Annotated in this window: 21 protein-coding genes; 6 read left to right on the top strand and 15 right to left on the bottom strand. The window is 65.7% G+C overall.

Annotated features, from left to right (window positions below):
- Positions 1–125: 125 nt before the first annotated feature.
- Both FBZ93_RS21520 and FBZ93_RS21525 read right to left on the bottom strand, forming a co-directional pair.
- On the bottom strand, positions 126–518 hold the full coding sequence (locus FBZ93_RS21520; RefSeq protein WP_246667586.1) for a hypothetical protein: 393 nt from the start codon (positions 516–518) through the stop codon (positions 126–128).
- Between the two features lie 151 nt (positions 519–669).
- Positions 670–2,526 (bottom strand): ABC transporter ATP-binding protein/permease, encoded by a 1,857-nt coding sequence (locus tag FBZ93_RS21525; protein ID WP_167529152.1) that lies wholly within the window; start codon positions 2,524–2,526, stop codon positions 670–672.
- Positions 2,527–2,720: 194 nt separating this feature from the next.
- Here FBZ93_RS21525 and rpmE point away from each other — a divergent pair, with 194 nt between their 5' ends.
- Positions 2,721–2,948 carry a 50S ribosomal protein L31 gene (gene rpmE, locus FBZ93_RS21530; RefSeq protein ID WP_016845230.1) on the top strand — a complete coding sequence of 76 codons (228 nt, stop codon included), beginning with the start codon at positions 2,721–2,723 and terminating at the stop codon, positions 2,946–2,948.
- A 1,363-nt stretch (positions 2,949–4,311) separates the two neighbouring features.
- Here rpmE and FBZ93_RS21540 read toward each other — a convergent pair.
- Both FBZ93_RS21540 and FBZ93_RS21545 read right to left on the bottom strand, forming a co-directional pair.
- On the bottom strand, positions 4,312–4,929 hold the full coding sequence (locus FBZ93_RS21540; RefSeq protein ID WP_146988272.1) for a LysE family translocator: 618 nt from the start codon (positions 4,927–4,929) through the stop codon (positions 4,312–4,314).
- A 162-nt stretch (positions 4,930–5,091) separates the two neighbouring features.
- Positions 5,092–5,718, bottom strand: coding sequence for an FMN-binding negative transcriptional regulator (locus tag FBZ93_RS21545; RefSeq protein WP_146988274.1), 627 nt, complete (start codon positions 5,716–5,718; stop codon positions 5,092–5,094).
- Between the two features lie 98 nt (positions 5,719–5,816).
- Here FBZ93_RS21545 and FBZ93_RS21550 point away from each other — a divergent pair, with 98 nt between their 5' ends.
- Positions 5,817–7,334, top strand: a complete 1,518-nt coding sequence (locus tag FBZ93_RS21550; RefSeq protein ID WP_146988276.1) for a PLP-dependent aminotransferase family protein — start codon at positions 5,817–5,819, stop codon at positions 7,332–7,334.
- On the opposite strand, the gene FBZ93_RS21555 is transcribed toward FBZ93_RS21550, so the two are convergent.
- The 3 genes from FBZ93_RS21555 to FBZ93_RS21570 all read right to left on the bottom strand — a co-directional run bounded on the left by FBZ93_RS21555 (position 7,306) and on the right by FBZ93_RS21570 (position 8,852).
- Positions 7,306–7,602, bottom strand: coding sequence for a hypothetical protein (locus tag FBZ93_RS21555; RefSeq protein ID WP_146988277.1), 297 nt, complete (start codon positions 7,600–7,602; stop codon positions 7,306–7,308). The two genes, FBZ93_RS21550 and FBZ93_RS21555, sit on opposite strands and share 29 nt — an antisense overlap.
- Before the next feature lie 48 nt (positions 7,603–7,650).
- Complete coding sequence (locus FBZ93_RS21560) at positions 7,651–8,163, bottom strand: DUF1465 family protein (RefSeq protein WP_146988279.1); 513 nt, start codon at positions 8,161–8,163, stop codon at positions 7,651–7,653.
- A 497-nt stretch (positions 8,164–8,660) separates the two neighbouring features.
- Entirely contained in the window at positions 8,661–8,852 is a 192-nt protein-coding gene (locus FBZ93_RS21570) for a DUF1192 domain-containing protein (RefSeq protein ID WP_024584377.1), read from the bottom strand.
- A 358-nt stretch (positions 8,853–9,210) separates the two neighbouring features.
- Here FBZ93_RS21570 and metG point away from each other — a divergent pair, with 358 nt between their 5' ends.
- The 3 genes from metG to FBZ93_RS21585 all read left to right on the top strand — a co-directional run bounded on the left by metG (position 9,211) and on the right by FBZ93_RS21585 (position 14,955).
- On the top strand, positions 9,211–10,890 hold the full coding sequence (metG, locus tag FBZ93_RS21575) for a methionine--tRNA ligase (RefSeq protein WP_146988280.1): 1,680 nt from the start codon (positions 9,211–9,213) through the stop codon (positions 10,888–10,890).
- Between the two features lie 69 nt (positions 10,891–10,959).
- Positions 10,960–11,958, top strand: a complete 999-nt coding sequence (locus FBZ93_RS21580) for an NAD(P)H-quinone oxidoreductase (RefSeq protein WP_146988282.1) — start codon at positions 10,960–10,962, stop codon at positions 11,956–11,958.
- A gap of 120 nt (positions 11,959–12,078) precedes the next feature.
- Positions 12,079–14,955: an EAL domain-containing protein gene (locus FBZ93_RS21585; RefSeq protein ID WP_050422740.1), complete on the top strand. Its 2,877-nt coding sequence runs from the start codon at positions 12,079–12,081 to the stop codon at positions 14,953–14,955.
- Between the two features lie 95 nt (positions 14,956–15,050).
- Here FBZ93_RS21585 and FBZ93_RS21590 read toward each other — a convergent pair whose 3' ends face one another.
- Positions 15,051–15,329, bottom strand: a complete 279-nt coding sequence (locus FBZ93_RS21590; RefSeq protein ID WP_146988284.1) for a DUF7662 domain-containing protein — start codon at positions 15,327–15,329, stop codon at positions 15,051–15,053.
- Positions 15,330–15,445: 116 nt separating this feature from the next.
- Between FBZ93_RS21590 and FBZ93_RS21595 the strand changes: the two genes are divergently transcribed.
- Positions 15,446–16,939 (top strand): GGDEF domain-containing protein, encoded by a 1,494-nt coding sequence (locus FBZ93_RS21595; RefSeq protein ID WP_146988286.1) that lies wholly within the window; start codon positions 15,446–15,448, stop codon positions 16,937–16,939.
- Positions 16,940–17,197: 258 nt separating this feature from the next.
- Here the strand turns inward: FBZ93_RS21595 and FBZ93_RS21600 are convergent, their stop codons facing one another.
- From FBZ93_RS21600 to FBZ93_RS21630, 7 genes are all read right to left on the bottom strand, one after another.
- Positions 17,198–19,264: a DEAD/DEAH box helicase gene (locus FBZ93_RS21600; protein ID WP_146988287.1), complete on the bottom strand. Its 2,067-nt coding sequence runs from the start codon at positions 19,262–19,264 to the stop codon at positions 17,198–17,200.
- 186 nt (positions 19,265–19,450) lie between these two features.
- Complete coding sequence (locus tag FBZ93_RS21605) at positions 19,451–20,044, bottom strand: GNAT family N-acetyltransferase (RefSeq protein WP_146988289.1); 594 nt, start codon at positions 20,042–20,044, stop codon at positions 19,451–19,453.
- Positions 20,044–20,871: an ABC transporter ATP-binding protein gene (locus FBZ93_RS21610; protein ID WP_146988290.1), complete on the bottom strand. Its 828-nt coding sequence runs from the start codon at positions 20,869–20,871 to the stop codon at positions 20,044–20,046. The genes FBZ93_RS21605 and FBZ93_RS21610 overlap by 1 nt, the downstream gene beginning before the upstream one ends.
- A gap of 12 nt (positions 20,872–20,883) precedes the next feature.
- Positions 20,884–21,681 (bottom strand): ABC transporter permease, encoded by a 798-nt coding sequence (locus tag FBZ93_RS21615; RefSeq protein ID WP_146988292.1) that lies wholly within the window; start codon positions 21,679–21,681, stop codon positions 20,884–20,886.
- Between the two features lie 22 nt (positions 21,682–21,703).
- Positions 21,704–23,167 (bottom strand): phenylacetate--CoA ligase family protein, encoded by a 1,464-nt coding sequence (locus tag FBZ93_RS21620; RefSeq protein ID WP_146988294.1) that lies wholly within the window; start codon positions 23,165–23,167, stop codon positions 21,704–21,706.
- A 564-nt stretch (positions 23,168–23,731) separates the two neighbouring features.
- Positions 23,732–24,091 (bottom strand): hypothetical protein, encoded by a 360-nt coding sequence (locus FBZ93_RS21625; RefSeq protein WP_050423369.1) that lies wholly within the window; start codon positions 24,089–24,091, stop codon positions 23,732–23,734.
- A 187-nt stretch (positions 24,092–24,278) separates the two neighbouring features.
- On the bottom strand, positions 24,279–24,962 hold the full coding sequence (locus FBZ93_RS21630; RefSeq protein ID WP_146988296.1) for a haloacid dehalogenase type II: 684 nt from the start codon (positions 24,960–24,962) through the stop codon (positions 24,279–24,281).
- Between the last annotated feature and the right edge of the window lie 29 nt (positions 24,963–24,991).

Consider the following 24,991-nt stretch of genomic DNA (forward strand, 5'->3'; position numbering starts at 1 on the left):
GACCGGTCTCTTTTCGCGCACAGAGAAGCGCATCGCACGCATCGCGGCAACCCGGTCAGGGTTGTGGCGACATGCTCTGGCGGAATATCCGCCGCGCTGTGACAGCGATTGCAGAGAGCCCCTCGCTACGTTTCGGTCGCACGCCGCGACGGCAGTCCGCGCCAGAGATCGTTGCCGGACTTGAAGCGGCTCGCCACCAGCTTCGGTGGCGTGCGTTCCTTGACGATCGCCGCCTCGACCGCACGCTTGAGCCTGACATTGTCGATCTGCGCCAGGAAGCGCTGGATCACGGCATCCCGATCCGCGCCCTGGCCGGAGATCGCGGCGCACAGCTCTGCGGTCGTCCTGCGGAAGAAGTGGAAAGCGTCATCGGCCGCGGCGGCGAGCCGGTCGACCTCACCGGCGACGGCAAGCGCGTGCATCTGATCGTCGTCGTCGAGCGTCACTGCGAAGCGCAGCACGGCAAGCTGCCAGGCGCGCACCAGCTTGCTCTCGGGTTCAGTCGCATCCTCGCGCATCAGTCGAATACCCCGCGCGCCGATACCCCTTCGGCTGTCGAGGGAGGTCAGGCGCGGCGCGACTATCCCTGCGCGAGAATAGGTTTTCGAGGGGAGCGCGCGGGCGATCGCATAGGAATCGCATAGGCGGAGCGCAGAGCGCCAAATTCCCTCAGATGCCCTCGAACTGCAGCCGCGCCAGCCGCGCATAGAGGCCGCCCGCGGCGACCAGCTCGGCGTGCGTGCCCTGCTCGACGATCCTGCCCTGGTCCATGACCAGGATGCGGTCGCAGGACAGCACGGTTGCCAGCCGATGTGCGATGACCAGCGTGGTGCGGTGGCGCATCAATTCCTCCAGCGCGGTCTGCACCAGCGTCTCGCTCTCGGCGTCGAGCGCCGAGGTCGCCTCGTCGAGCAGAAGCAGCGGCGCATCGCGCAGGATCGCGCGTGCGATCGCGATGCGCTGGCGCTGGCCGCCGGACAGCGTCACGCCGCGCTCGCCGAGCTGGGCGTCAAAGCCTTCGGGCAGGCGGCGCAGGAATTCGGTGGCATGCGCGAGATCGGCGGCGCGCTCGACCTCGGCATCGGTGGCATCGGGCCGGCCGAACCGGATGTTCTCGCGAGCGCTGGCAGCGAACACCACCGAATCCTGCGGCACCAGCGCGATGCGCGCGCGCACCTCGGCCGGATCGGCCTGCCGGATCGGCACGCCATCGAGCGAGATGGTGCCCGACTTCGGATCGTAGAAGCGCAGCAAGAGATGAAACAGCGTGCTCTTGCCGGCGCCGGAGGGCCCGACGATCGCGACCTTCTCGCCCGAGCCGACCTTCAACGACACGCCGTCGACCGCCAGCGCATTGGGCCGGGTCGGATAGGCGAAGCTGACATCGTCGAAGCCGACATCGCCGCGCGCCGGCTGCGGCAGTGCGCGCGGCGCTGCGGGAGCTGCGATCTGCGGCCTGACGCGCAAAATCTCGAACAGCCGCTCGGCGGCGCCGGAGGCGGCCGAGACCTCACCCCAGACCTCGCTGAGCTGGCCGAGGCCGCTCGCCGCGAAGGCCGTATAGAGAATGAACTGACCGAGCCGCCCCGGGCTGATGGTTCCGACCAGCACGTCGTGCGAGCCGACCCACAGGATCACGACGACACTGGCGAACACAATGAAGATGACGATCAGCGTCAGCACGGCGCGCGCTTTCGTCGAGCTGCGCGCAGCTTGATAGGCCTGTTCCACCTCGCCGGCGAAGCGCGTCCGGGCGAGCCGTTCGCCGGTATAGGCTTGCACGGTGCGGATGGCATTGACCAGCTCGGACGCGTAGGCGCTGGCGTCGGCCAGCGTGTCCTGGGCAGTGCGCGACAGCCGCCGCACCCAGCGACCGAACGCCACCAGCGGGATCACGATGATCGGAATCGCGAGCAGCACGAAGCCGGACAGCCTTGGGCTTGTGATCACCATCATCGCGGCGGCGCCGAAGAACAACATCAGATTGCGCAGCGCGATCGACACCGAGGCGCCGACCGCGGACTTGATCTGGGTGGTGTCGGCGGTGAGCCGCGACACCAGTTCGCCTGACCGCGCCGAATCGAAGAACGAGGGCGACAGCGAGATCAGATGCGCGAACACGTCGCGCCGGAGATCGGCGACGATCCGTTCGCCGATCGTCATCACGAGGTAGTAGCGCGACGCGCTGGCACAGGCGAGCACCGCGACGACCGCGATCATCACGCTGAAATAGCTGTTGATCATCGCGATGCCTTCGGGCGTGAAGCCCATGTCGATCATCCGCCGCACAGCGACCGGCACGATCAGCGTCGTGATCGCCGCGATCGTCAGCGAGATCAGCGCGAGGATCGCCCGCCCCTTGTAGCGCGCGACATAGGGCGCGAGCGCGAGCAGCGGCCGCAGACGGGCACGGCTCTTGGCCGGCTCCGTGATCTGGCTCTCGATGAAGGCTTCCTCATCGAGCAACGCGTCGCGCGGAGGCTGCGGGGCGCCGGGCGGGGTCTCAAGCTGTTCGGCTACACTCATCAATCTAGACCGGTTCTATCGCCCCCCACATAGGCCCGCCGACCCCCGGCTGGCAAATCCGGTAAAGTCCCAATCCGGTGATGGGCTTAAGCCCTTTCTTGGCTTGTTTTGGGGGGCTCCATGGGTTATAGAGCCGCCCAAATCCCGTATCTAATACATCTTGAGACGGGCGCTGGCGCGCCGAAGGAACTGTCATGAAAGCCGATATTCATCCGAATTACCATACGATTAAGGTCGTCATGACCGACGGCACCGAGTACCTGACCCGCTCGACCTGGGGCAAGGAAGGCGACACGCTGAACCTCGACATCGACCCCAAGTCGCACCCGGCCTGGACCGGCGGCACCCAGCAGCTGATGGACCGCGGCGGCCGCGTCTCGCGCTTCCAGAAGAAGTTTTCGGGCTTCCTCAAGAAGGACTAAAGTCCGCTTCGGGATCACCCGCGCAATCGAACGCAAAACGCCTCCCTCGCGGGGGGCGTTTTTGTTTTGGGCGGGCGGCTGCGGATCGGCTGATTGAGAAGCGCGCCACTCCCTCCACATCGTCGTCCTGGCGAAAGCCAGGACCCATAACCACAGCCATTGGCTGTGAAATCGGTCGTGGCCCCAGCATCATTCGACAACAACCATTCGGGGTAATGGGTCCTGGCTTTCGCCAGGACGACGGCGGCGGATGGTTCACGCGGTGTCATCACCCGCGCATGCATGCGCGGGTGATACGGTATTCCAGAAACGCCAGTGCTTGAGCCGAGAGGCCGCGGCGTCTGGATCGCCCGGTCGAGCCGGGCGATGGCGGGTGTGGGGGGACAACACTCTCTCCGCTTGTCGTCCCGGCGAAGGCCGGCCGGGACCCATAACCACAGGGTTGTGTCGTTGAAGAGGGCTGTGGCCCCAGCGTCGCGCAGCAACTGCCATTTGGGGTGATGGGTCCCGGCCTTCGCCGGGACGACAGTGAGTGTGTGGCACGCCCGCGACGTCCAGAGACGCAGGGCTTGCGTTCAGCCGGAACAGACCGCCTGCGGGAGGTCCGACCTAACGCGGACGTTTTGGTCGCTTGAGTTCGGCGACCTTGAACTTCCCGGCGGCCTGCAGGCTGCTGCAAAGCCACCAGGCCCGGTTGCGGTACTCGCCCAGAAACCACTTGGTCTCGACGCAATCGACATAGGATTTGTAGGTGAGGTTGTCTCGGCACGTTGACGAGAAGGGTCCATATGTTTGTCCGCCTCCCGACTCGTTACACCCAACCCAGGGGTCTTTGCCGTGCGGGAGGCTCGATTCGCAGCCACCGTTGCAATTGCTGGCGACTTTCTCCAGCGCGGCAATCCTGCCCAGCACTGAATCCGGCGCCGGCGATGTCCCTCGCGCTGACGACGATGACGTCTGGGTGGTTCTCGATCTGCGGTGCGATACCCCCGTGCTTGCCGCTTGCGCCGGACGACTTGTCCGTGCCGCCTGCTTCGGCGCCTCGACCGTGATGGATGGTAGCGGTTTGGCGGAGTCTGTTTGCGACACGGCCGGGCCGCACAGCAAGACAGTCGACAAGACAGCGACAGTTGAAAGCGCGACAAGCCTCGGCGAAAATCTCATGGCATGCCCTCCCAAATCCGAACGGAACAGCCGTCCCGAGACACGCACGGTACCATACGTCCCGAATTGCGCCACCGAGGGTTGAAACTATTTCCGCAGATGACGGCCCATCGGCATGGCGGCCGGGAGAATGCCGACCGCTCGCGTGTCAGACTCTGGCGTCGGTCGACACCATCACCGCTGACGGACAATGAGTGGCCTAGCGATCCCCGAAGGCCAGCCGCGCGCCGAGCGCGACCAGGATGCTGCCGCCGATCCGCTGCATGATCCGCTGCGAGGTGTGCGAGCGCTGCAGCTTCGCCATCACGGCGCTGGCGAAGAATACGCAGACGATATCGACCGCCGAGAAGGTTAGGTTGACCGTTGTGCCGAGCAGAAACAGCTGGGCCCAGACCGGCAGGCTGGCCGTCGCATCGACGAACTGCGGCAGGAACGCCAGGAAGAAGATCGCGGTCTTCGGGTTGAGCACCTCGACGACGATGCTTTGCGCAAAGGCGCGCTCCGCGGAGAGCGGCGCAAGCTTGGGGCGCTCGGTGTTGTCGCGATCGCGGAACAACCCGAGGCCAAGCCAGACCAGATAGGCCGCACCGGCCAGCTTCATCGCGGTGAATAGCGGCGGTACCGCATGAAACAGCAGAGCAAGGCCGGCTACCGCGGCGACGACATGGACGTAGCCGCCGAGATGCAGCCCGAGCGAGGCCATCAGCCCCGCGCGCCGGCCGCCCGCGAGCGTGCGGGCCGCGGCGTACAGCATGGCGGGACCTGGGATCAGCGCGAAGGTCGCGGTCGTGATTGCGAAGGCGAGGTACAGTTCCAAGTGAGAGCTCAATGTCTGGACGATAAGGGGATGAGCGGACGCTACTTCCTCTGCCGTCATTGCGAGCGAAGCGAAGCAATCCATCGGCCCGCATATGCCGATGGATGGATTGCTTCGTCGCTGTCGCTCCTCGCAATGACAGGCTGCATTTGTTCAGGCATCTCAATTCGCCGGGATCATCGCCGCGACCTCACGGTCGACAGGATTGTCGCTTTCGCCGAGCCCCGCGATGACGCCGGCGCGATCCTCGAGCTTGCGGTTCTGGCTCATCTTCTTCTTGGCATCGATCCGCGTGATCGGCATCCGGAAGCCGACTATGCCTCGCAGCTGCGCCTTGATGAAATCATCGGGCGCGTCGCTGACCTGCCACGCCTCCTTGCGCGAACTCTCGTGCAGCCTGGTCAGCCGGGTCACGACGTCGAGCAGGCGGTCGGCATCCTCGAAGAACTCGGCCACCCCATAGGCGTGCACAGCGACGTAATTCCAGGTCGGCACCACCTTGCCGTGCTCGGCCTTGGCCACATACCAGGACGGCGTCACATAGGCATCGGGACCCATGAAGATCGCCATCGCCTCGCCGGTCGCGGGCAGCTTCCACTGCGGATTGGGCCGCGCGACGTGGCCGTACAACGTGCCGTAGTCGCCCTCGTTTTCATTGAGCATCAGCGGCAGCGGCGTTCCGATCAGGCCGTCCGCGGTCGCGGTAACCAGCGTCGCGAGCCGCGAGGCCCGCATCGCGGCGTGGATCGGGCCGAGCTCTTCCATCTTGAAATGCGGCGGCAGGTACATCGCGAACCTCTTGGTCGGCCTGATCAATTGCTGCTCGCACCATAGCGCTGAAGTGGCCTATGATAAGGGCCACTTTCGATCATCTTGATTGGTCCACTATGCCCCGCCTGCGCGCCACCATCAGCATCCCCTCGCTCGGCGCGATCGACCGCGCCGCCGGACAGGTCGGACGTCAGCTCGCGCAGGCCCTGCGTGCCGCGATCGCCGAGGGCGAATTGAAGGCCGGGGAATTGCTGCCGTCGACGCGCGCCCTATCGGCCTCGCTCGGCGTAGCGCGCGGCACGGTCACGGAGGCTTTCGAGCAGTTGCAGGCCGAGGGCTATCTGGAATCGCAGGTCGGTGCCGGCACCCGGGTGGCGCCGACGCTTGCCGAACAGGCGCGGCCTGTCGCGGTCGATCGCAGCCCGAGAAAATCCGCGCCGATCCGGCTGCCCGCACGCGCCGCGCGGCTTGCCAAAGTGGTGACAGCGTTCACGCCGATGCCCGAAATCCCGTTTGCGATCGCGGTCCCCGGAGGCGCGGTCGCCCCCGATGACAATTGGCGCCGTCTCGGCAACCGGGTGCGCGCATCACGCGCGGCGGCGCCGGCGAGCTATGGCGATCCGCGCGGACTGTTGGAATTGCGGCAGGCCATCGCCGACTACGTGCGAAAGTCGCGCGCGGTGCATTGCGAGCCGGAGCAGGTCGTGATCACGGCCGGCACGCAGCAGGGCCTCTATCTCGCCGGCCGCGTGCTGCTGTCATCGGGCGATCGGGTGTGGGCCGAGGATCCCGCCTATCCCGGCATGACTTCAGTGCTCGACGATCTCGATCTCGTCACCACGCGCGTCGGCGTCGACGCGCAAGGCATCGACGTCGATGCCGCCGTCGCCGCGTGCTCGGATGCGCGCGCAGCTTTTGTGACGCCGTCGCATCAATATCCGCTGGGCATGCCGATGAGCATGGCCCGCCGCAACGCGCTGGTGGCATGGGCGCAGCGCAGCAATGCCTGGATCGTCGAGGACGATTACGACAGCGAGCTGCGCTATGCCGGGCATCCCTTCCCTTCGATGCAGGGCCTCGCGCCGTCGCGCGTGATCTATCTGGGCACGCTGAGCAAGGTGCTGTTTCCCTCGCTGCGGCTCGGCTATGTCGTGGCGCCTTCGCCGCTGATCGATGCCTTCGCCGGCGCGCGGGCGCTGCTCGACCGGCACTCGCCGACCGCCGACCAGCATGTGCTGGCGGCCTATATGCGCGAGGGCCTGTTCGAAGCGCATATCAGGCGGATCCGCGGCGTCTATGCCGCACGCCGCGAGACATTGATCGCGGCGCTTGAACGTCACATGCCCGATGACGTCACGCTGCAGCCGAGCGACCAGGGCATGCATCTGCTGCTGTGGCTGCCGCGGCGCTTCGACGACGTGCAGCTGGCGAAATCAGCGCTGGCCGACGGCATCGTCGTGCGGCCGATCTCGCCGATGTACGAAGCAGCTGCGCGGCCCGGCCTGATGCTCGGCTTCGGCGGATTTGGACCGGATGAGCTCGACGCAGCAGCGATCCGACTGCGGCGCGTGATGGATCAGCACAGGCCGCAGCGGCGGCAGGCGCTCACTCGTAGAACGCACCCGCAACAATGATCATCGCTGCACGACGCCAAGCATCGGATGCCCTCGGCCCGAGGTTGGTTGTCCGTGTTGTGGCCTCAGCCCATGCAGCCGCCGCATCCAGGAAAGCTTCTATCGAACCGTTTTCCCAACCATTTGCTCCGGCCGAATATGGCGGACTGGGACTCGCCAATTCCTTTTGCTGCTCAGCCGGGCGATCAAGCGCCATCAGCTGCAGGAGACGAATGAAAGCCCGCTCGTCAGAAACTGCTTCAGCTGCTGCGACCAGATCATGGACCATCGTGGCCTCCGCAGCCCAAGCGCGTCGTAGCGAAGTCTCACACTGACCTTACTGCTCGAACGCAGCCTTGAGGCGGTTGAGCTGCGGCACCAGCGGGTTGCCGATCGAGGAGCGATCGGGCGCCGGCGCGTGGATCGTGGTGTCGAGGCGGCGGACGCGCGCCTGCAAATCCATCGAGCGGGCGATCAGCTGCTGCAATTGCTCGGGCAGCTTCACGACCATGTCGGCCGGGCCGGGATCGGCGGCCGACAGCTTCACCTTGGTCTTCTCGCGATTGGCCTGGGTCAGCGTCATCTCGCCTTCCTTGACCGCACGATGCAGCAGCAGCCAGGACGCCAGCTGCATCAGCCGGGTGGTCAGGCGCATACTTTCGGTGGCATAGGTCAGGCTCACGGACCGTTCCAGCGCCTTGGCCTCGGCACGGCCGTCGCCATCGAGATAGGCCGCGGTCTGCTCGACCAGGTCCATGCCTTCCCTGAACAGCACGCCGAATGCCGCAGAATTGGTCAGCCGTTCACTGAACAGCACAAGCCCGGCTTCGTTCTGGGAACGATCGGCCATGGTTAACGCCCTCACACCATCTTAACGCCCGCTGGCATCTCACGCGCCAGCTTATGATGAACAAATCATTGCGCGGGCGCGCCGAAGAGTCCAGCCGCAACCGGATTTATGGTTTCCAGCCGCGGACGCAACAAAAAAGAGCCGCCGTTTCCGGCGGCTTTTGAAGTTGATAACAGGGAGGCGTCAAACAGAGTGGACAGGAGCCACTCGGTGTCCAAACGAGGACAATGCAGTCATAATCGAGAAAGCTTAACCGATCGTAAATGAACGGTTTTCTTCAGGCTTTGTTTGCCATGTCGGCCATTGACCTAGTTTGGGACAGGGGTGCGCTGATCGCCGAGTTGAACCCCATGCGTCGTCCCGGCGAAGGCCGGGACCCATAACCACCAATGCCCGCGTTGCGCGCGGCTGCGGCCTCACCGTACGCAACAAAGAACAATGGTGGTTATGGGTCCCGGCGTTCGCCGGGACGACGTGATGTGAGGGGGCAGCGAGCGCTACGACTTGAAGAACGCGTTCGCGGCATCCTTCGACGCGCGCTTCTTCGACATCGCCTCTTTCAGGCGATCGACTTCGGCGGTGAGCAGCGCGATGCGCTCGGTCAACTCCTCGACCGACAGCAGCGAGAGATCCTGTCCGATCTCGTGGCTGATCTTCTTCCGCGGCCGGTCCTCATCCTCAATCGGCATGTGTCCTCCCGGCGATGTGATCTGGCGCCGTGCGCCCAGAGCTGATAGATGTCCTAAAGCACGATGAGATTGGATCGAATCGTCATCGCGCTTTAGATCTTTGTTTGAGCATGATCTTGTCGGAAAACCGCTTCGCACTTTTCCGGATCATGCTCGAGGAGAATTTTGCAGTGACTTTCGTGTGCGCGCAACATCTGACGCGAATGCCCCGGCCCGACCGCAAGGAGTCTGACCGGACGGGATAGTGCGCCTGCGCGCCAGGCATGAGCCAACCCCAAGCCCTTCCGATCATGCGGGAGGGCTTTTTGATTTTTGATGGTCCGGGGTCGGCATCACCGAACGCGAAAGACCTCAACCCATGACCAGGATTCTCATCACCAGCGCGCTGCCTTACGTCAACGGCGTCAAGCATCTCGGCAATCTCGTCGGCTCGCTGCTGCCCGCCGACGTCCACGCCCGCTTCCGCAGGCAGACCGGCTGCGACGTGCTGTTCATCTGCGCGACCGACGAGCACGGCACGCCGGCCGAGCTCGGTGCGATCGAGGCAGGACAGGATGTCCGCACGTTCTGCGATGCGCAGCACGCCATCCAGGCCGACATCTACCGGCGCTTTGGCCTGTCCTTTGATCATTTCGGCCGCACCAGCTCGTCGCATAATCATGCACTGACGCAGCGCTTCTATCGCCGGCTCGACGCAGCCGGGCTGATCGAGGCGCGCACCACGCGGCAGGTGTTCTCGCCGGCCGACCGGCGCTTCCTGCCCGATCGCTACGTGCTCGGCACCTGCCCGCATTGCGGCGATCCTTCGGCGCGCGGCGATCAATGCGACCATTGCGGCACGTTGCTTGATCCGCCGGAGCTGATTGAGCCGCGCTCGGCGCTGTCAGGCGACCGCGCGCTCGAGATCCGCGCGAGCCGTCATCTGTTCCTGCGCCAGTCGCAACTCGTCGAGAAAATCGGCGCATGGATCGACAGCCGCAGCGGATGGCCGCCCTTCGTGGTGTCGACCGCGAAGAGCTGGCTCAATGCCGATTTGCGCGACCGCTGCATCACGCGCGACCTCGCCTGGGGCATCGCGGTGCCGCGCGCGGGCTTTGACGGCAAGGTGTTTTATGTCTGGTTCGATGCGCCGATCGGCTACATCACGGCGACGCAGGAATGGGCGGATGTAGCAGCGGGCCGCGACTGGCGGCAATGGTGGTGGCAGGCCGACGAGGTCAGCTACATCCAGTTCCTCGGCAAGGACAACATCCCTTTCCACACCGTGAGCTTTCCGGCGACGCTGCTCGGCTCCGGCGAACCGTGGAAGACCGCAGACGTGATCAAGGGATTCCATTGGCTAAATTACGAGGGCGGCAAGTTCTCGACCAGCAGGAAGCGCGGCATCTTCACCGACGCGGCGCTGGAGGAATTGCCAGCCGATCTCTGGCGCTGGTGGCTGATTGCCAATGCGCCGGAGAGTGCCGACACCGATTTCAACGTCACAAGATTCGTTGCTGACGTGAACAAGGACCTTGCCGACATCTTCGGCAATCTCGCCAACCGCATCATCAGCTTCGCGCATCGCGCGTTCGATGGCCGCATCCCGGAAGGAGGCGCGCCCGGCGACGCCGAGCGAAAGCTCGCGCTTGATCTCGAGCAGCGCATCACGACGCTGCACCGCCACCACATCGCACTGGAGTTTCGCGCCGCTGCGGCTGCGACCCGCGCAATCTGGGACGTTGCGAACGCTTACCTGCAACACGCAGCACCGTGGACGGCGATCAAGTCCGATCCTGACCGTGCGGCCGTCGTCGCGCGTGTCGGGCTCAATCTTGTCGCGCTCTGCGCCACGCTAGCGTGGAGCATCGTGCCAAGCTTGTCCGAACGCGTGCTCGGCGCGTTCGGCCGCAACGATGCCGTGCCGCGCTGGCCCAATGGCCCACTCCTTCCGCTGCTGGATGATGGCGCCGGCACGCCGGTCGCGAGCTTCGGCCCACTGGTCGAGAAAATCAGCCCTGAAAAAGCCGACCATCTGACGAGGCGGTTCGGGGCGTAATGGCGTTTCGCTTCGTTGGAAAAGGCGGTATGCCATCCGCCAATCCTCTTCTCTGACCAGGGACCAGCCATGACAAACCTGCCCGCGCAAATGACCGTCGTTGCCATCAGCAAGCCAGGTGGCCCGGAGGTGCTGGTGCCGGAGACCCGCGCGCTGCCGGTGCCGAAGGCCGGCGAGATCCTGGTCAAGGTCGCGGCCGCCGGCGTCAATCGCCCCGACGTCGCGCAGCGCTCCGGCTCCTATCCGCCGCCGCCCGGCGCCAGCGATCTGCCCGGCCTCGAGATCGCAGGCGAAGTGGTCGCGCTCGGCGAAGGCGCCAAGCACAAGATCGGCGACAAGGTGATGTCGCTCGTCGCCGGCGGCGGCTACGCGCAATATTGCATCGCGCAGGACGCGCAGGCGATGACCGCGCCGCCGCAGCTCACGATGCAGGAAGCCGGCGCAATTCCGGAAACGCTGATGACCGTCTGGCACAATGTGTTCGAGCGCGGCGCGCTGCAGGCCGGCGAGACGCTGCTGATTCACGGCGGCTCCTCGGGCATCGGCACGATGGCGATTCAGCTCGCCAAGGCGTTCGGCGCAAAGGTGATCGTCACCGTCGGCTCACAGGACAAGGCCGACGCCTGCCTCAAGCTCGGCGCCGATCACGCGGTGAACTACAAGACCGAGGATTTCGTCGAGGCGGTGAAGAAGGCCACCGGCGGCAATGGCGCCAACGTCATCCTCGACATGGTCGGCGGCGACTATATCGACCGGAACTATGATGCCGCCGCGGTCGAGGGCCGCATCGTCCAGATCGCGTTCCTGTCGGGAACACCGAAGGCGTCGGCCAATTTCGCCAAGCTGATGGTCAAGCGGCTGCACCACACCGGCTCGACCCTGCGCCCCCGTAGTAATGCGGACAAGGCGGCGATGGTCGCGGCAATCGAGGCAAAGGTGCTGCCGCTGCTGCGCGAAGGCCGCGTCAAACCGCTGATGGACAGCACATTCCCGCTGGAAAAGGCCGCCGACGCGCACCGGCGCATGGAGACCAGCGAACATATTGGCAAAATTGTGTTGGTGGTTTAACTCTCGCAACGGAAGCAGGGGCGGAAACCCTTTGATTCCCTTCGCTTTCGTGTCATTTATCGCGCCACCGCCGGGCCGGTCGCCGGGCCCGGTCAGTTTGTCGATCGCGGAGTACTGACATTGCGTCTGATCAGGTGCCTTGCGCTGCTCGCGCTGGGCCTCATGATGTTTGCCGCTGCGCCTGACGCGTATGCGATCGACGCCGTCAGCGTGCGCAGCGACGCGCCGGCGATCGATTTGACGGCGGTTCTCGACCATCAACGCAGCGAAACCGACCGCATCCAGGTCTCCACCGCACCCGGAACCGACGGCATCGTGCGCCGCATCGAAGTTCGCGCCCGCGAAGGCGGCCAGAACTGGGTGGTGTTCGCGCTCGCCAACAACACCGACGACCAGCTCGACCGCCTGATCGTCGCACCGCATTATCGCATCGTGTCATCGGGCCTGTTGTGGCCCGACCTCGGCCTGTCGCGCATCGCGACCATCACACCGTCGGTCGGCGATCGTCCCGAGCGGCAGGAGAGCCCGACCGCCGACGTGTTCCGTATCACGCTCGATCCCGGCGCCGTCGTCACCTATGTCGCGGAACTGCGCACCGACAAGCTGCCGCAGCTCTATCTGTGGGAACCCGACGCCTACAAGGACAAGGTCAACTCGTTCACGCTGTACCAGGGCATCGTGATCGGCATCTCGGGCCTGCTCGCGCTCGTGCTCACGATCTTGTTTGTGGTCAAGGGCAGCATCATGTTCCCGGCCGCCGCGGCGCTGGCCTGGGCGGTGCTGGTCTATATCGGCGTCGATTTCGGCTTCTGGGGCAAGGTGCTCGACATGTCGAACAACGCCGAGCGCGTCTGGCGCGCGGCGGGCGAGGCGATCCTCGCGGCGACGTTGCTGGTGTTCCTGTTCGCCTATCTCAATCTCAGTCGCTGGCATGTGCGCTACTCGCACATCACGATCGGCTGGCTGGTGTTCCTCGGCTCGCTGGTGGCGCTGGCGCTGTTCGATCCCGCGGTCGCCTCCGGCATCGCGCGGATGTCGCTGGTCATGATCGCCTTCGCCGGCTTCGCGCTGATCGTCTATCTCTCGACCCACGGCTTCGACCGTGCGGTGCTGCTGATCCCGACCTGGTTCCTGCTGGTGGTCTGGGTGGTCGCGGCCGGCATGACGGTCGCGGGCTCCGTCACCAACGACATCGTCGGCCCGGCGCTGCTCGGCGGCCTGGTGCTGATCGTGATGCTGATCGGATTTACTGTGATGCAGCACGCCTTCGCCGGCGGCGGCGCCACCACCGGCGTGGTCTCCGATGTCGAGCGCCGGGCGCTGGCGCTGACCGGCTCCGGCGACCTGATCTGGGACTGGGACGTCTCCGCCGACAAGGTGTTCACCAGCCCCGAGACCGAGGCGCTGCTCGGCCTCAAGCGCGGCACGCTGGAAGGCCCGGCGGCGAAATGGCTCGAGGTGCTGCACCCGCTCGACCAAGACCGCTTCCGCGCCGCGCTCGACAGCGTGCTCGACCAGCGCCGCGGCCGCCTGGTGCAGGATTTCCGGCTGCGCACGCCCGACGGCCATTTCATGTGGTTCGCGCTGAAGGCGCGGCCCGTGGTCGGCTCCGATGGCGAGGTCTCGCGCGTGGTCGGCACCCTCACCGACGTCACCGAGTTCAAGAACTCCGAAGAGCGGATGCTGCACGACTCCGTGCATGACAATCTGACCGGCCTGCCGAACCGCCGGCTGTTCATGGATCGCCTCGGCGCGGTGGCGAACCTCGCCAAGACCATGCCGAACCTGCGGCCGACCCTGATGGTGATCGACCTCGACCGCTTCAAGCAGGTCAATGATTCCGTCGGCATCGCGGTCGGCGACTCGATCCTGCTGACGCTGGCGCGCCGTCTGACCCGCATCCTCAAGCCGCAGGACACGCTGGCGCGGATGGCCGGCGACCAGTTCGGCCTGATCCTGCTGTCCGAGCAGGACCCGGCGCGGATCACCAATTTCGCCGAGACCATCCGCAAGACCATCCGCGCCCCGATCGCCTTCAACGACCGCGAGATATTCCTGACCGCCTCGATCGGGCTTGCGCTGTCCGATCCGGCGGCGCCGCTGACCGATGAGATCATCAAGGACGCCGAGCTTGCGATGTATCATTCGAAGCGGATCGGCGGCGACCGCATCGACGTCTACAAGCCGGCGATGCGGGCGCGGAAGACCGACCGCCTGACGCTGGAGAGCGACCTGCGCCGCGCCATCGAGCGGCAGGAGATCACGATCCTGTACCAGCCGATCGTGCGGCTGGAAGATCGCGCGATCGCGGGCTTCGAGGCGCTGGCGCGCTGGGACCATCCCAAGCTCGGCCGGATGTCGCCGTCGGAATTCATCAACGTCGCCGAGGAGACCGGCCTGATCGTCGATCTCGGCATGTTCGTGATGGACCAGACCGCGCGCCAGCTCGCGGTGTGGCAGCGCGCGATGCGCGCCCGCGAGCCGATCTTCGCTTCGGTCAACGTGTCGTCGCGCCAATTGCTGCGCCACGACCTGATCCACGATATCCGTACCGTGCTGTCGCGCTCCTCGGTGGCGCGCGGCACGCTGAAGCTGGAGCTGACGGAATCGCTCGTCATGGAGAACCCGGAGCACGCAGCGCAGATGCTGGCGCGGATCCGCGAGCTCGGCACCGGGCTGTCGCTCGACGATTTCGGCACCGGCCACTCCTCGCTGTCGTACTTGCAGCGCTTCCCGTTCGACACCATCAAGATCGACCAGTCCTTCGTCCGCACCACCAGCCGCGGCACCCGCCCGGTGATCCTGAAATCGATCATCGCGCTGGCGCACGATCTCGGCATGGAGGTGGTGGCAGAGGGCGCGGAGACGGACTCCGACGCCGTCGAGCTCTACCAGCTCGGCTGCGAATACGCGCAGGGCTTTGCCTTCGGCGAGCCGATGGACGCGGATGCGGCGACCCGGCTGCTGACTGAGGAACGGCTGGAAGCGGCGAGCTAGCTTTTGTCGTCCCGGCCTTGAGCCGGGACCCATACGCCGCAGCCCGTCCATGATGCGCTGGGGTCAGTTGCCTTCGTGACAACAACGCCCTGTGGTTATGGGTCCCGGCGTTCGCCGGGACGACGGTTGGGCATGCGCTTGAACTTGACGCTCTTGCCGTCGGCCTGGCGCGTCGCGATGTAGCCGGCCTCGAGGCAGGCTTCGCGCTGCGGCATCTTCTCCTGCGGGCTGCGCAGGGTTTCCCACCACGACGCGCGCTGCGCGGCACGCGGCAGCGCCGCGTCGATGATCTCCTCGATCTGCTCGAAGGTCAGCACGAACTCGGGCAGATGCTGCTTCTTCAGATAATCCCGCAGCGCATCGTAGTCGTTCACATCATCCTCAAGGCTCAGGGTTCCGGCAACCACCCGTTAACCCATTCGGCGGCCGCTGTCGCCATTTAAGGCGACAACAAGATTTCCCGTTGCATGACGGCGCTTTGGAGCAGGACATGCCATTTCGACGGGGACACGACGCAAGGCGGCGCTGGCGGCTATCGGCCAAGCTGCTGGTCGCGGCGTCGGTTGCGACCGTCCTCGGCTTCTCCGCGGTCTGCGCCGGCGTGATGTTCGACATGCGCCGCGGCGAAGAGCAACTGGCCCGCCGCACGCTGGAGAATCTGGCGTCAGGCATCGAGGCCGACATCAGCCGCAACATCGAGCTCTACGACCTGTCGCTGCGGGCGGTCGCCAGCAATCTGGAAATGCCGGAGATCCGCAGCGTCAGCAAGGAACTGCGCCAGCTGATCCTGTTCGATCACGCCGCGACTGCAAAACATTTCGGCGCGATCCAGGTGTTCGACAGCAAGGGCGATCTGACCATCGACGCGGCGAGCCTCGATCCGCAGCCGGAGAACCGCAGCGACGAGGAGTACTTCACCGTCCAGCGCGACCATTCCGACACCGGGCTGTATATCAGCCGGCCGATGCTGCATCGCGGCGCCTACGCCATCGTGCTGAGCCGGCGCATCGTCGGCGAGGACGGCCGCTTTCTCGGCGTCGTGGTCGGCTCGATCCGCTTCAGCTATTTCCACGACCTGTTCGGGCGGCTGAACCTCGTGCCGGGCGACACCATCACCGTGCTGCGCAACGACCGCACCATCATCATGCGGACGCCGTTCGATCTCGACGTAATCGGAAAGAACCTCGCCGATCAGCTGGACTGGAAATCCGAGAACCTGAAGATCGGCGGCGCGTTCTCCGGCCGGGGCCCGGTCGACGACACGGCACGGCTCTATGTCAGGCGCAGCGGCAACGGGCCGCTTTACGTCGTGGTCGGCAAGCCGCTCGAAGCCGTCTTCAATCTCTGGCGCACCGAGGCGATCCGGATCGGCGCGATCATGGGCTTTCTGGTCCTGTTCGTGCTCAGCGCGACGCTGGTGCTGGCGCGCGAGATCGTCCGGCGCGGCGACGCCGAGGACAGGCTCGAGGAGCTGGCGACCACCGACGCCCTCACCGGCCTGAAGAACCGGCGCAAGTTCGATGCCGAGATCGACCGCGAATGGCGCCGCGCCAGCCGCTACGGCCAGCCGGTCGCGCTGTTGATGATCGATGCCGATCATTTCAAGGCCTACAACGACACCTATGGGCATCAGGCCGGCGACCAGGTGCTGGTCGGAATCGCGATCTGCATTTCGGATGCGGTGCGCCGCGCCGGCGATTGCCCGGCGCGCTTCGGCGGCGAGGAATTCGCCGTGCTGCTGCCCAACATGACCGCGCTCGAGGCCTTCAACCTCGCCGAGACCATCCGTGGCAAGGTCCAGCAATGGTGCGAGGGCGAGCTGATCACGACGGTCAGCATCGGCGTCGCCAGCATGCGGCCGCTCGCCGGCCAGCAATGGTCCGACCTGATCGAAGCCGCCGACAAGGCGCTCTACGCCGCCAAGGCCAACGGCCGCAACCAGTCGGTGCTCGCAACGGCGCCGAAGATCGCGCTGGTGGCGTAGCAGTCGTGTGGGCAGCTGCAAAGACGCCGGGCTGCAGACGCAATTGAGTTCGTCGCGCAATCTCTCCACATCGTCGTCCCGGCGAAGGCCGGGACCCATAACCACAGGTCTCGTTGTCGAAGCGAACTGTGGCTCCAGCGTCGCGCAACAATGAGCATTCGGGGTAATGGGTCCCGGCCTTCGCCGGGACGACGGTGAGCTTTGTTACGAGCGTCGAGACTCAGACGCCGGCACGCGTGGCAGCACAGCGCCGCCAGCTCAGCCGCGCCGCTTCTTCTTGGGCTTCTTGCCGAACTTTGGTTTTGCGGCCGACACGTCCGGCCACTGCGTGTGTCCGGCCTTGCCCCGATGCTTCTTTTTCTTGCCGAACCTCGGCTCGTCGCCGGATGTCGGCCTCGCACCCTTTTCATTCCGATCGAACCGGAATGGAGCTTTGGAGTCTCGCTTGGGCGCGTGGTCTTCGCGCGAACCGCTCGCACCTTCTCTCGAAAACGCTTTGGCCTCGCGATCCGGCTTGCCGTGGCGCTTTGCTGCCGTGTGATCACGCGGCTCGTCACTGCGCGGCGCGCGGTGCCCGCCGTCGTCCTGATCGCGCCAAGGATCGGGCTTGCGATCGGGCCTGGGATCGGGCCTGGGCTTGCGCGCCGGCTTCTCGGCGCGCGCCTCGCCCTGCGGAGCGTCCGCCAGCGGCTCGATGCGGATGCTGTCTTCCTTGTCGGGACGCTTGATCTTGACGGCGAAGGAATCCGCGACCCGCGCGGCGATCTCGAATTCGGTGGTCGTGTCCATGATCTTGATGGCGCCGATGTCGCGCTTGTCGATGCCGCCACGGCGACAGATCATCGGCAGCAGCCAGCGGGCTTCGGCATTCTTGCGGCGCCCGATCGCGGCACGGAACCAGACCGTGGCCTCCTCCATGCCGTGACGCGGAGACTTGCCGGTCTTCGCTCGCGGCCCTGCGGCACGCTCGTCGCGGCGCGAGGTCCGCTCGCCGCGCTCGCGGCCTCGTCCCTCGCCGGGATCGAGGATGTCCTCGGGCGCCGGCAGCCGCGCGCGATAGAGCCGGGCCAGCGCCGCGGCGACCGCCTCGGGCGACCGTTCCGCAAGCAACGCCTGCGCGAGGGCCAGATCGTCCGACGTCGCCTCTTCGGAGAACACCGCATCCTTGAGCAGGCGATCATGGTCGAGCTTGCGGATCTCCTCGGCCTGCGGCGCGGAGCCCCAGACAATGTCGATGCCGGCGAGATCGAGCAGCAGCTCGGCGCGACGCCGCCGCGCCGGCGGCACCAGCAGGATGCTGACGCCCTTGCGGCCGGCCCGGCCGGTGCGGCCGGAGCGATGCTGCATCACCTCCGGGTCCTTCGGCAGATCGGCATGAATCACAAGATCGAGGCTCGGCAGATCGATGCCGCGCGCCGCGACGTCGGTCGCGACGCAAACCCGCGACCGCCCATCGCGCAGTGCCTGCAGCGCCTGGGTCCGCTCGTTCTGGGTCATTTCGCCCGACAGCGCGGCGACGGAAAACCCGCGTTCCAACAGCGCCGCCTGCAAATGCCGGACGGCTTCGCGGGTGTTGCAGAACACCAGCGCACTCGGCGCCTCATGGAAGCGCAGCACGTTGACGACCGCGTGTTCGACATCGTCGGCGGCAACGCGGATGGCGCGGTACTCGATGTCGGAATGACCGCCCTCGTCGCCGGCGACCTCGATCCGGAACGCCTGCTCTTGATACTGCTTGGCCAGCGCAACGATGCCGCGCGGAAACGTCGCCGAGAACAGCAAGGTGCGGCGGGTGTCCGGCGTGGTTTCGAGGATGAATTCCATGTCCTCGCGGAAGCCGAGATTGAGCATCTCGTCGGCCTCGTCGAGCACGACGACGCGCAATCCCGAGATGTCGAGACGACCGCGCCGCAGATGGTCGCACAGCCGGCCGGGCGTCCCGACCACGATGTGGGCACCTTCGGCAAGCTCGCGCTGCTCGCGGCGCGGGTCCATGCCGCCGACGCAGGAAACGACGCGTGCGTCGGCATGCTCATAGAGCCATGCGAGCTCGCGCTGGACCTGTAAGGCGAGCTCGCGCGTCGGCGCGACGATCAGGGCCAGCGGAGCTCCGGCCGGCTCGAACCGCTCGGCGTCGCCGAGCAGATCCTTTGCCATGGCCAATCCGTAGGCAACGGTCTTGCCCGAGCCGGTCTGAGCGGAAACCAGGAGGTCGCGGCCGACGGCATCGTCCGCGAGCACGGCGAGTTGAACGGGGGTCGGCTGTTCGTAGTTGCGCTCAGCCAGGGCGCGGGCGAGCGGCGGACTTGTGGTCGGAAAGGGCACGAGATGGGAAACCTTGATTGGTCCGGGCGCAGAACGTCGAGCGGGACGACCTGAGGCTGCGACCCCGGCAGGCGGCACGGCCGCATGACGATTTGGCGCTGCTTTACGCCAAGACCGGCCAAATCGCCATGCCCCCAAAGCCTTCCCATGACGGAAAAGGCCCTCCTTGGCGGAAAAGGTGCCGGATCAGGCCGGCTGCCCGATCGGGGCCTGGCTGCCGGCAATCCGGTCCATCAATCCCGACAACCGCGATGGCGGCAGGCTGGCTGGAGCAATCAGGCCGCCCGCCCCGCGCAGCGCGCCCGGCACCAGCTCGCAGGCCAGCAGGCGATCGCGGTCATATGGGCCGGGCATGCGGAGCGCGCCGGTTGTCTCGGCCGAAAAGCCGAAGCGGTCGTAATAGGCGGCGTCGCCGACCAGGATGACGGCGCGATGGCCGAGCAGATCGGCCCGCTGCAAGGCCTGGCGCATCAGCGCAGCACCGATGCCGAGGCACCTCGCCTCCTCCGCCACCGCGAGCGGACCAAGCAGCAGGCAGGCATGACCGGTACCGGTCACGACCGGCCACAGCCGCAATGTGCCGACCAGGCGGCCGCCACGGCGCGCGACAAACGCGAGGCCGCGCGCAGGCTTGCGGCCCTCGCGCAGCCGCTCCGAGGTCTTGGCGAAGCGGCCAGGACCGAATGCGGCGTCGAGCAGACTCTCTCGCGCCGCCACGTCCGAACGGCGTTCCCTGCGGATCGCAACCGGTCTGTCGTTCGGAGAACCAAATGAGGACATCACGCCACCCTCGCCAGATAGATGAAGACCTCATCGAGGTCCCGGCACTTGAAGCGCTCGGCGAGTTCGCGTGGGCGTCCCATCGCGACGACGCGGCCGTGGCTCATGATCACGACGAAGTCGCAGAGCTGCTCGACCTCGGTCATGTTGTGCGAGGACAACAGGATGGTGGCGCCGCGGCGCTTCTGATAGGCGCGCAGACGGCTGCGCACCCACTCGGCGCGGTCGGGGTCGAGCGACGCCGTCGGCTCGTCGAGCAGCAACACCTCGGGATCGTTGATCAGCGCCTTCGCCACTGCGACGCGGGTCTTCTGGCCGGCGGAGAGCCGCCCGGTGACGCGGTCGAGCACGTCGCCGAGCTCGAAATCCTCGATCAGCTCCTCGATCCGGGCCTTGAGATTGGCGACGCCGTACAGCCGCCCGAACACCATCAGATTCTGGCGCACGGTGAGCCGGCCCGGCAGCGCGACATAGGGGCTTTCGAAGTTCATCCGGCTGAGCACCTTGTGACGCTCGGTCGCCATGTCGTGACCGAGCACCATGGCGCGGCCGAAGCTTGGCACCACGAGACCCATGATCATGGCGATGGTGGTGGTCTTGCCGGCGCCGTTGCCGCCGAGCAGGCCGACGGTCCAGCCCTTGGGCACGATGAAGTTGACATCGTCGACCGCCCAATGGGTGCGGTACTGTTTGCAGAGATCCTCGACCGCGATGGCTGGTGCTTCATCGGGATTGGGAAGGTCCGACGGGTTGCCCTGCGCGGGCGTTGCGTTCGGCGACACTTGTGTCAGGTGCCGGCGGGGCAGAAAGCGTTCGATGCGGCTCATGGATGTCTCCCCTTACTCGCCCATGGTGAGCAGGCCGCCCTTGTGGCGCGCGCTCTGCAGCAGGGCGACGAATGTGGTGAAGCCCATGCCGAGATAGGCGGCATTGAGCGCGAGGCATTCGATCATCAGGTCTGTGCGGAAGGTGCCGTCGAGCAGCACGGCGCGCATGCCCTCGAACACATAGGTCGGCGTCAACGACCAGGCGACCGGATGCAGCCAGAGCGGCAGCGCCGCGACCGGATAGTAGACGCAGCACAGCGGCAGCAGCACGATCATGATCGAGTAGGCGAGGCTCTCGGCGCCAAAGCCCTGCCGGATCACGAGGCCCGCGACGATGAGCCCGATCGCCCAGCTGGTCAGCACGAGATTGAGGAAGAAGGCGAGCAGCCCCGGCCCCATCGCGAAGACGTTGAAGCCGAACAAAACGAATGTCAGCAGCATCACCGGCAGCGTGCCGATCACCAGCCGGATCAGGCTCATCAGCATCAGCGAGGCCGCGAGCTCGAACGGCTGCAACGGGCTCATCATCAGATTGGCGAGGTTGCGCGACCAGATCTCCTCCAGGAAGGTGAAGGTGAAGCCGAGCTGGCCGCGAAACAGCACGTCCCAGAGCAGGACGGCGCCGAGCAGCAGGCCGGCGGTGGAGGCCATCGCCGATTTGCTGTCATAGAGGTAGGTGTAGAGGAACCCCCACACCAGCATCTGCATCGCCGGCCAGTAGATGATCTCGAGCAGCCGCAGCGATGACGAGCGCAGGATGTAGTAGTAGCGCGCCGTCATCGCGGCGATGCGGTTCAGTGACTGTGTCATGGCACCCGTCCCTGTGCTGGCGTTAGTCGAACTCGCGGCGAATCGGGCGGCGCTTGCCGACCTTGGGCGGAAACGCCAGCAGCGCGTTGGCCTGCACCCGGACCGGATGCTCGAGGCACGCTGCGAGCAGGTCCTCGAGATGCGCGACCGAACCGTGCAGCCGGCACAGCGGCGTATCCTGGCCGAGCACGACGCGCGCCTCGACGAGGTCGACGCCGCGTTGCACGATCTCGAACTGCGCCAGATGCAGGTTGCAGTCGAACATCCAGCGATAGGTCGCATCGAGGATGCTGCCGGCCGGAACCTTGCGGCCGTCGCGATTGACGAAGGCATCGTTGAGCCGGCCGTCGATGCTGGCGATCTGCGACCAGTTGATGTCCGACGGCGCCGGATTGGCCGGCTGGGTGATGTAGTCGCCCTGCACGTAGCGGATGAACGGCATCGCCTCGTTGAGCAGATTGGTGATCACGGCGATGCCGGACTGGCCGGGAGCCTGCGGCTCCATCGTGACGGGATCGAGCACGTCGAGATGCACGGTGTCTTCGCAGACGTGGTACTGGCCATCGGGCATCTCGAGCGCGATCCGCGTCGCCTCCTCGGAGGAATATTCGTCGAGCACGGGCACGCCGAGCTGGCGCGACCATTCCTGACGCGCGGCGCGCGAGGAGTATTCCGAATGCGTCACCGCGAGATTGAGCGAAGAGCGGAACTCGTCGACATGCGGCATCAGCGCATCGAGGCTCGACGGATAGAGCGACAGGATCTTCGGCCCGAGATAGCGCAGGTGCTGGGCGACGCGCGCCGGCGGGATCAGGTTCGAGATGAACGCGGTCGGATAGTCGCCGCCGATCGAATCGAACCACCACGGCACGGTGTAGACATGGGCGAGCAGGTCCGCGGCGCGGTAATTGCCGCCGCTCTGCATCGCGAACTGGCGGACGCCCTGGATGGTGTCGGTGATGACGGCGTCATAGTCGACGCGGATCAGCAGGGTCTGGCCGGACGAGCCCGATGAGCGCGTCGGAAACAGGTTTTCCGGCTTGTACTTCTTGTTGACGCACTGGTCCGGGAAGGCCGCGACCAGCTCGGGCTTGGTGATGACCGGGATCTTCTGGATGTCGTCATAGTCGCGCAGATGCTCCGGCTTGAAGCCGGCCGCATCGTACTTGGCGCGGTAGACCGGAATGTCGCGATAGGCGAGCTCGACCAGCTCCTTGATGCGGGCGAACTGCCGCGCCCGGATTTCCGACACCGGCAGATAGGGATGCCGCATACATTCGCCGAGATAGTTTTCGGTGGCCGCGACCAGTTCGGGTGCGGCATCGTTGGACGGCTGGAAGTCCGGCCGGGTGTGTTCAGTCTCCCAGAACTGGCGCTGCGGCAGGGCGGCTGTATCGGCGGGGACGAGGGACGCGGCCGCCTGATCGTGCTCCGGCACCAGAGCAAGGCCGTCATCGGAAGTGCTGATTGCAAGGGTGGACGTCATTTTCAGCTCCATGATTGACGGGGCACCGCCCGTTCATGGCGCTATCAATGACGCGCGGCGCGCATGGCCGCCGTGACGCGTGTCACACGCGTTCGCAGTCCGCGATCGCAGCAGCGTAGGGCGGGTTAGCGAAGCGTAACCCGCCGCAATACAGCGCAATGGAGCCATGGCGGGTTACGGCTTCGCCTAACCCGCCCTACAAGACCGATTGCCTATGTCGTTACTTTCCCCACGTCGCCTTCCTGATCCGCCCCTTGCCGCCGCATTTCCTGCAAGGCTCGGGATAGATTTTTCGTCCCGGCTCGCTCGGTTGCCTGACCTCGGGAAAGCCTGTTCCGTTGCACGCGTCACACTTCTCTTCATCGGAAATAAGGTGCTTCACCATCGAACGTCCCGGATTGAAAAATCCGAAGCCCGCGGGCGCGGGCTTCCGCCACCATTACGAACGGCGGCGGGTCGCGGTTTCAGCTGCATGGCAGCCCCGCTGCGGTGGTGCATTCGAGGGGTCGAGGGAACGATAACGGGACGACCGCCGTTATCACGCTCTCTTCTTTGAACGCCGCGTCACTTCACCTTGAGCGCCTTCTCGTGGCTCTCGAGCGCTGCCGTCATCAGCTTCGGCAATTGCGCGGCATAGACCTCGATGAAGGTTGCATCGCCGCAGGCTTCCGGATCGCGCGCGGCCTGCTCGGCGACGCGCGCGGCCTTGGCCTCGCATTTCGCGAACATGTGCCAGAACCAATCCGGGCTCTTGCCGAGCGCCGGCTTGTGCTTCTTGATGACGGCGGCGCCGACCGCGCTCATCGCGTTGACGACGCCGGCGCCCAGCGTGCTGATGGCGCGCGCGTTCAGGATATCCTCGCGCGATTGCGCGGTGGCGTTGCTCGCGGTTGTTCGTGCGGTCGTTCGCGCCTTGGCCGGCATGCTCAAGCTCCTTGTCGATCCCTGTCGATCCCTGCGGCAGGCCGAGCATCGGCCGGGGAAGTTGAGGAAGGCTCAAGGGGCATGGTTGAAAAGCGCTATGGAATTCATTCCGGTTTTATGCGCTTCCGAGCGATCGGGCCTGGAGGGGTGGTTGCCCCTCCTCCGCCGCGAAATCTGTCAGCGGCCGTTACCCATTGGCACCATAGCGGCGGATCAGCTGGTCGGCGACGTCGTCGAGATTGTCGCCGACGACCTGCGGCTGCGGACCGACGCCGAGCACATCGTTGCCGGGACGCTTGATCAGCGCGGCCTCCCAGCCGGCGGCGACCGCGCCCAGCGTGTCCCAGGTGTGGCAGGCGATCAGACAGAACTCCGAAGGCTTGGCGCCGAGTTCCTGCTCGACATAGCCATAGGCCTGCCGCGAGGGCTTGTGATGCTTGACCCCGTCGGCGGAAAACCGGCGCTCGAACAGGTCGACGATGCCGCCATTGGTCAGCTGCCGCGTCTGCACCTCCAGGAGATTGTCGGTCAGCGTGAACAGCCGGAAGCCCGCAGCGCGCAGCTTGCGCAGCGCCGCCGGCACCTCCTTGTGCGGCGGCATGGTGGAGAATTTCTCCGTCAGCTCCTTCTTGTCGGCCTCGTCGATGCTGATGCCGCGCGTGTCGGCCAGCATCTTCATGACCGCGGCGCCGATGTCGGTGAAAGGCACATAGCAGCCCGCGACCGTGAGCGAGGCGGAATACATGATGAAGTTCGCGAACCACAGCCGCATCGCGCTCTTGTCGCCAAAGATGCGCGCGAACACCGGCTCCATGGTCTCGAGGTCGAGCAGGGTCTCGTTGACGTCGAACACGATCAGAGGAAGCGCCATTTTTCTCTCCGTCAAGTTGGGTTTGGCCT

Origin of the sequence: Bradyrhizobium macuxiense (assembly GCF_007993935.1) — a bacterium.
Lineage (GTDB): Bacteria > Pseudomonadota > Alphaproteobacteria > Rhizobiales > Xanthobacteraceae > Bradyrhizobium > Bradyrhizobium macuxiense_A.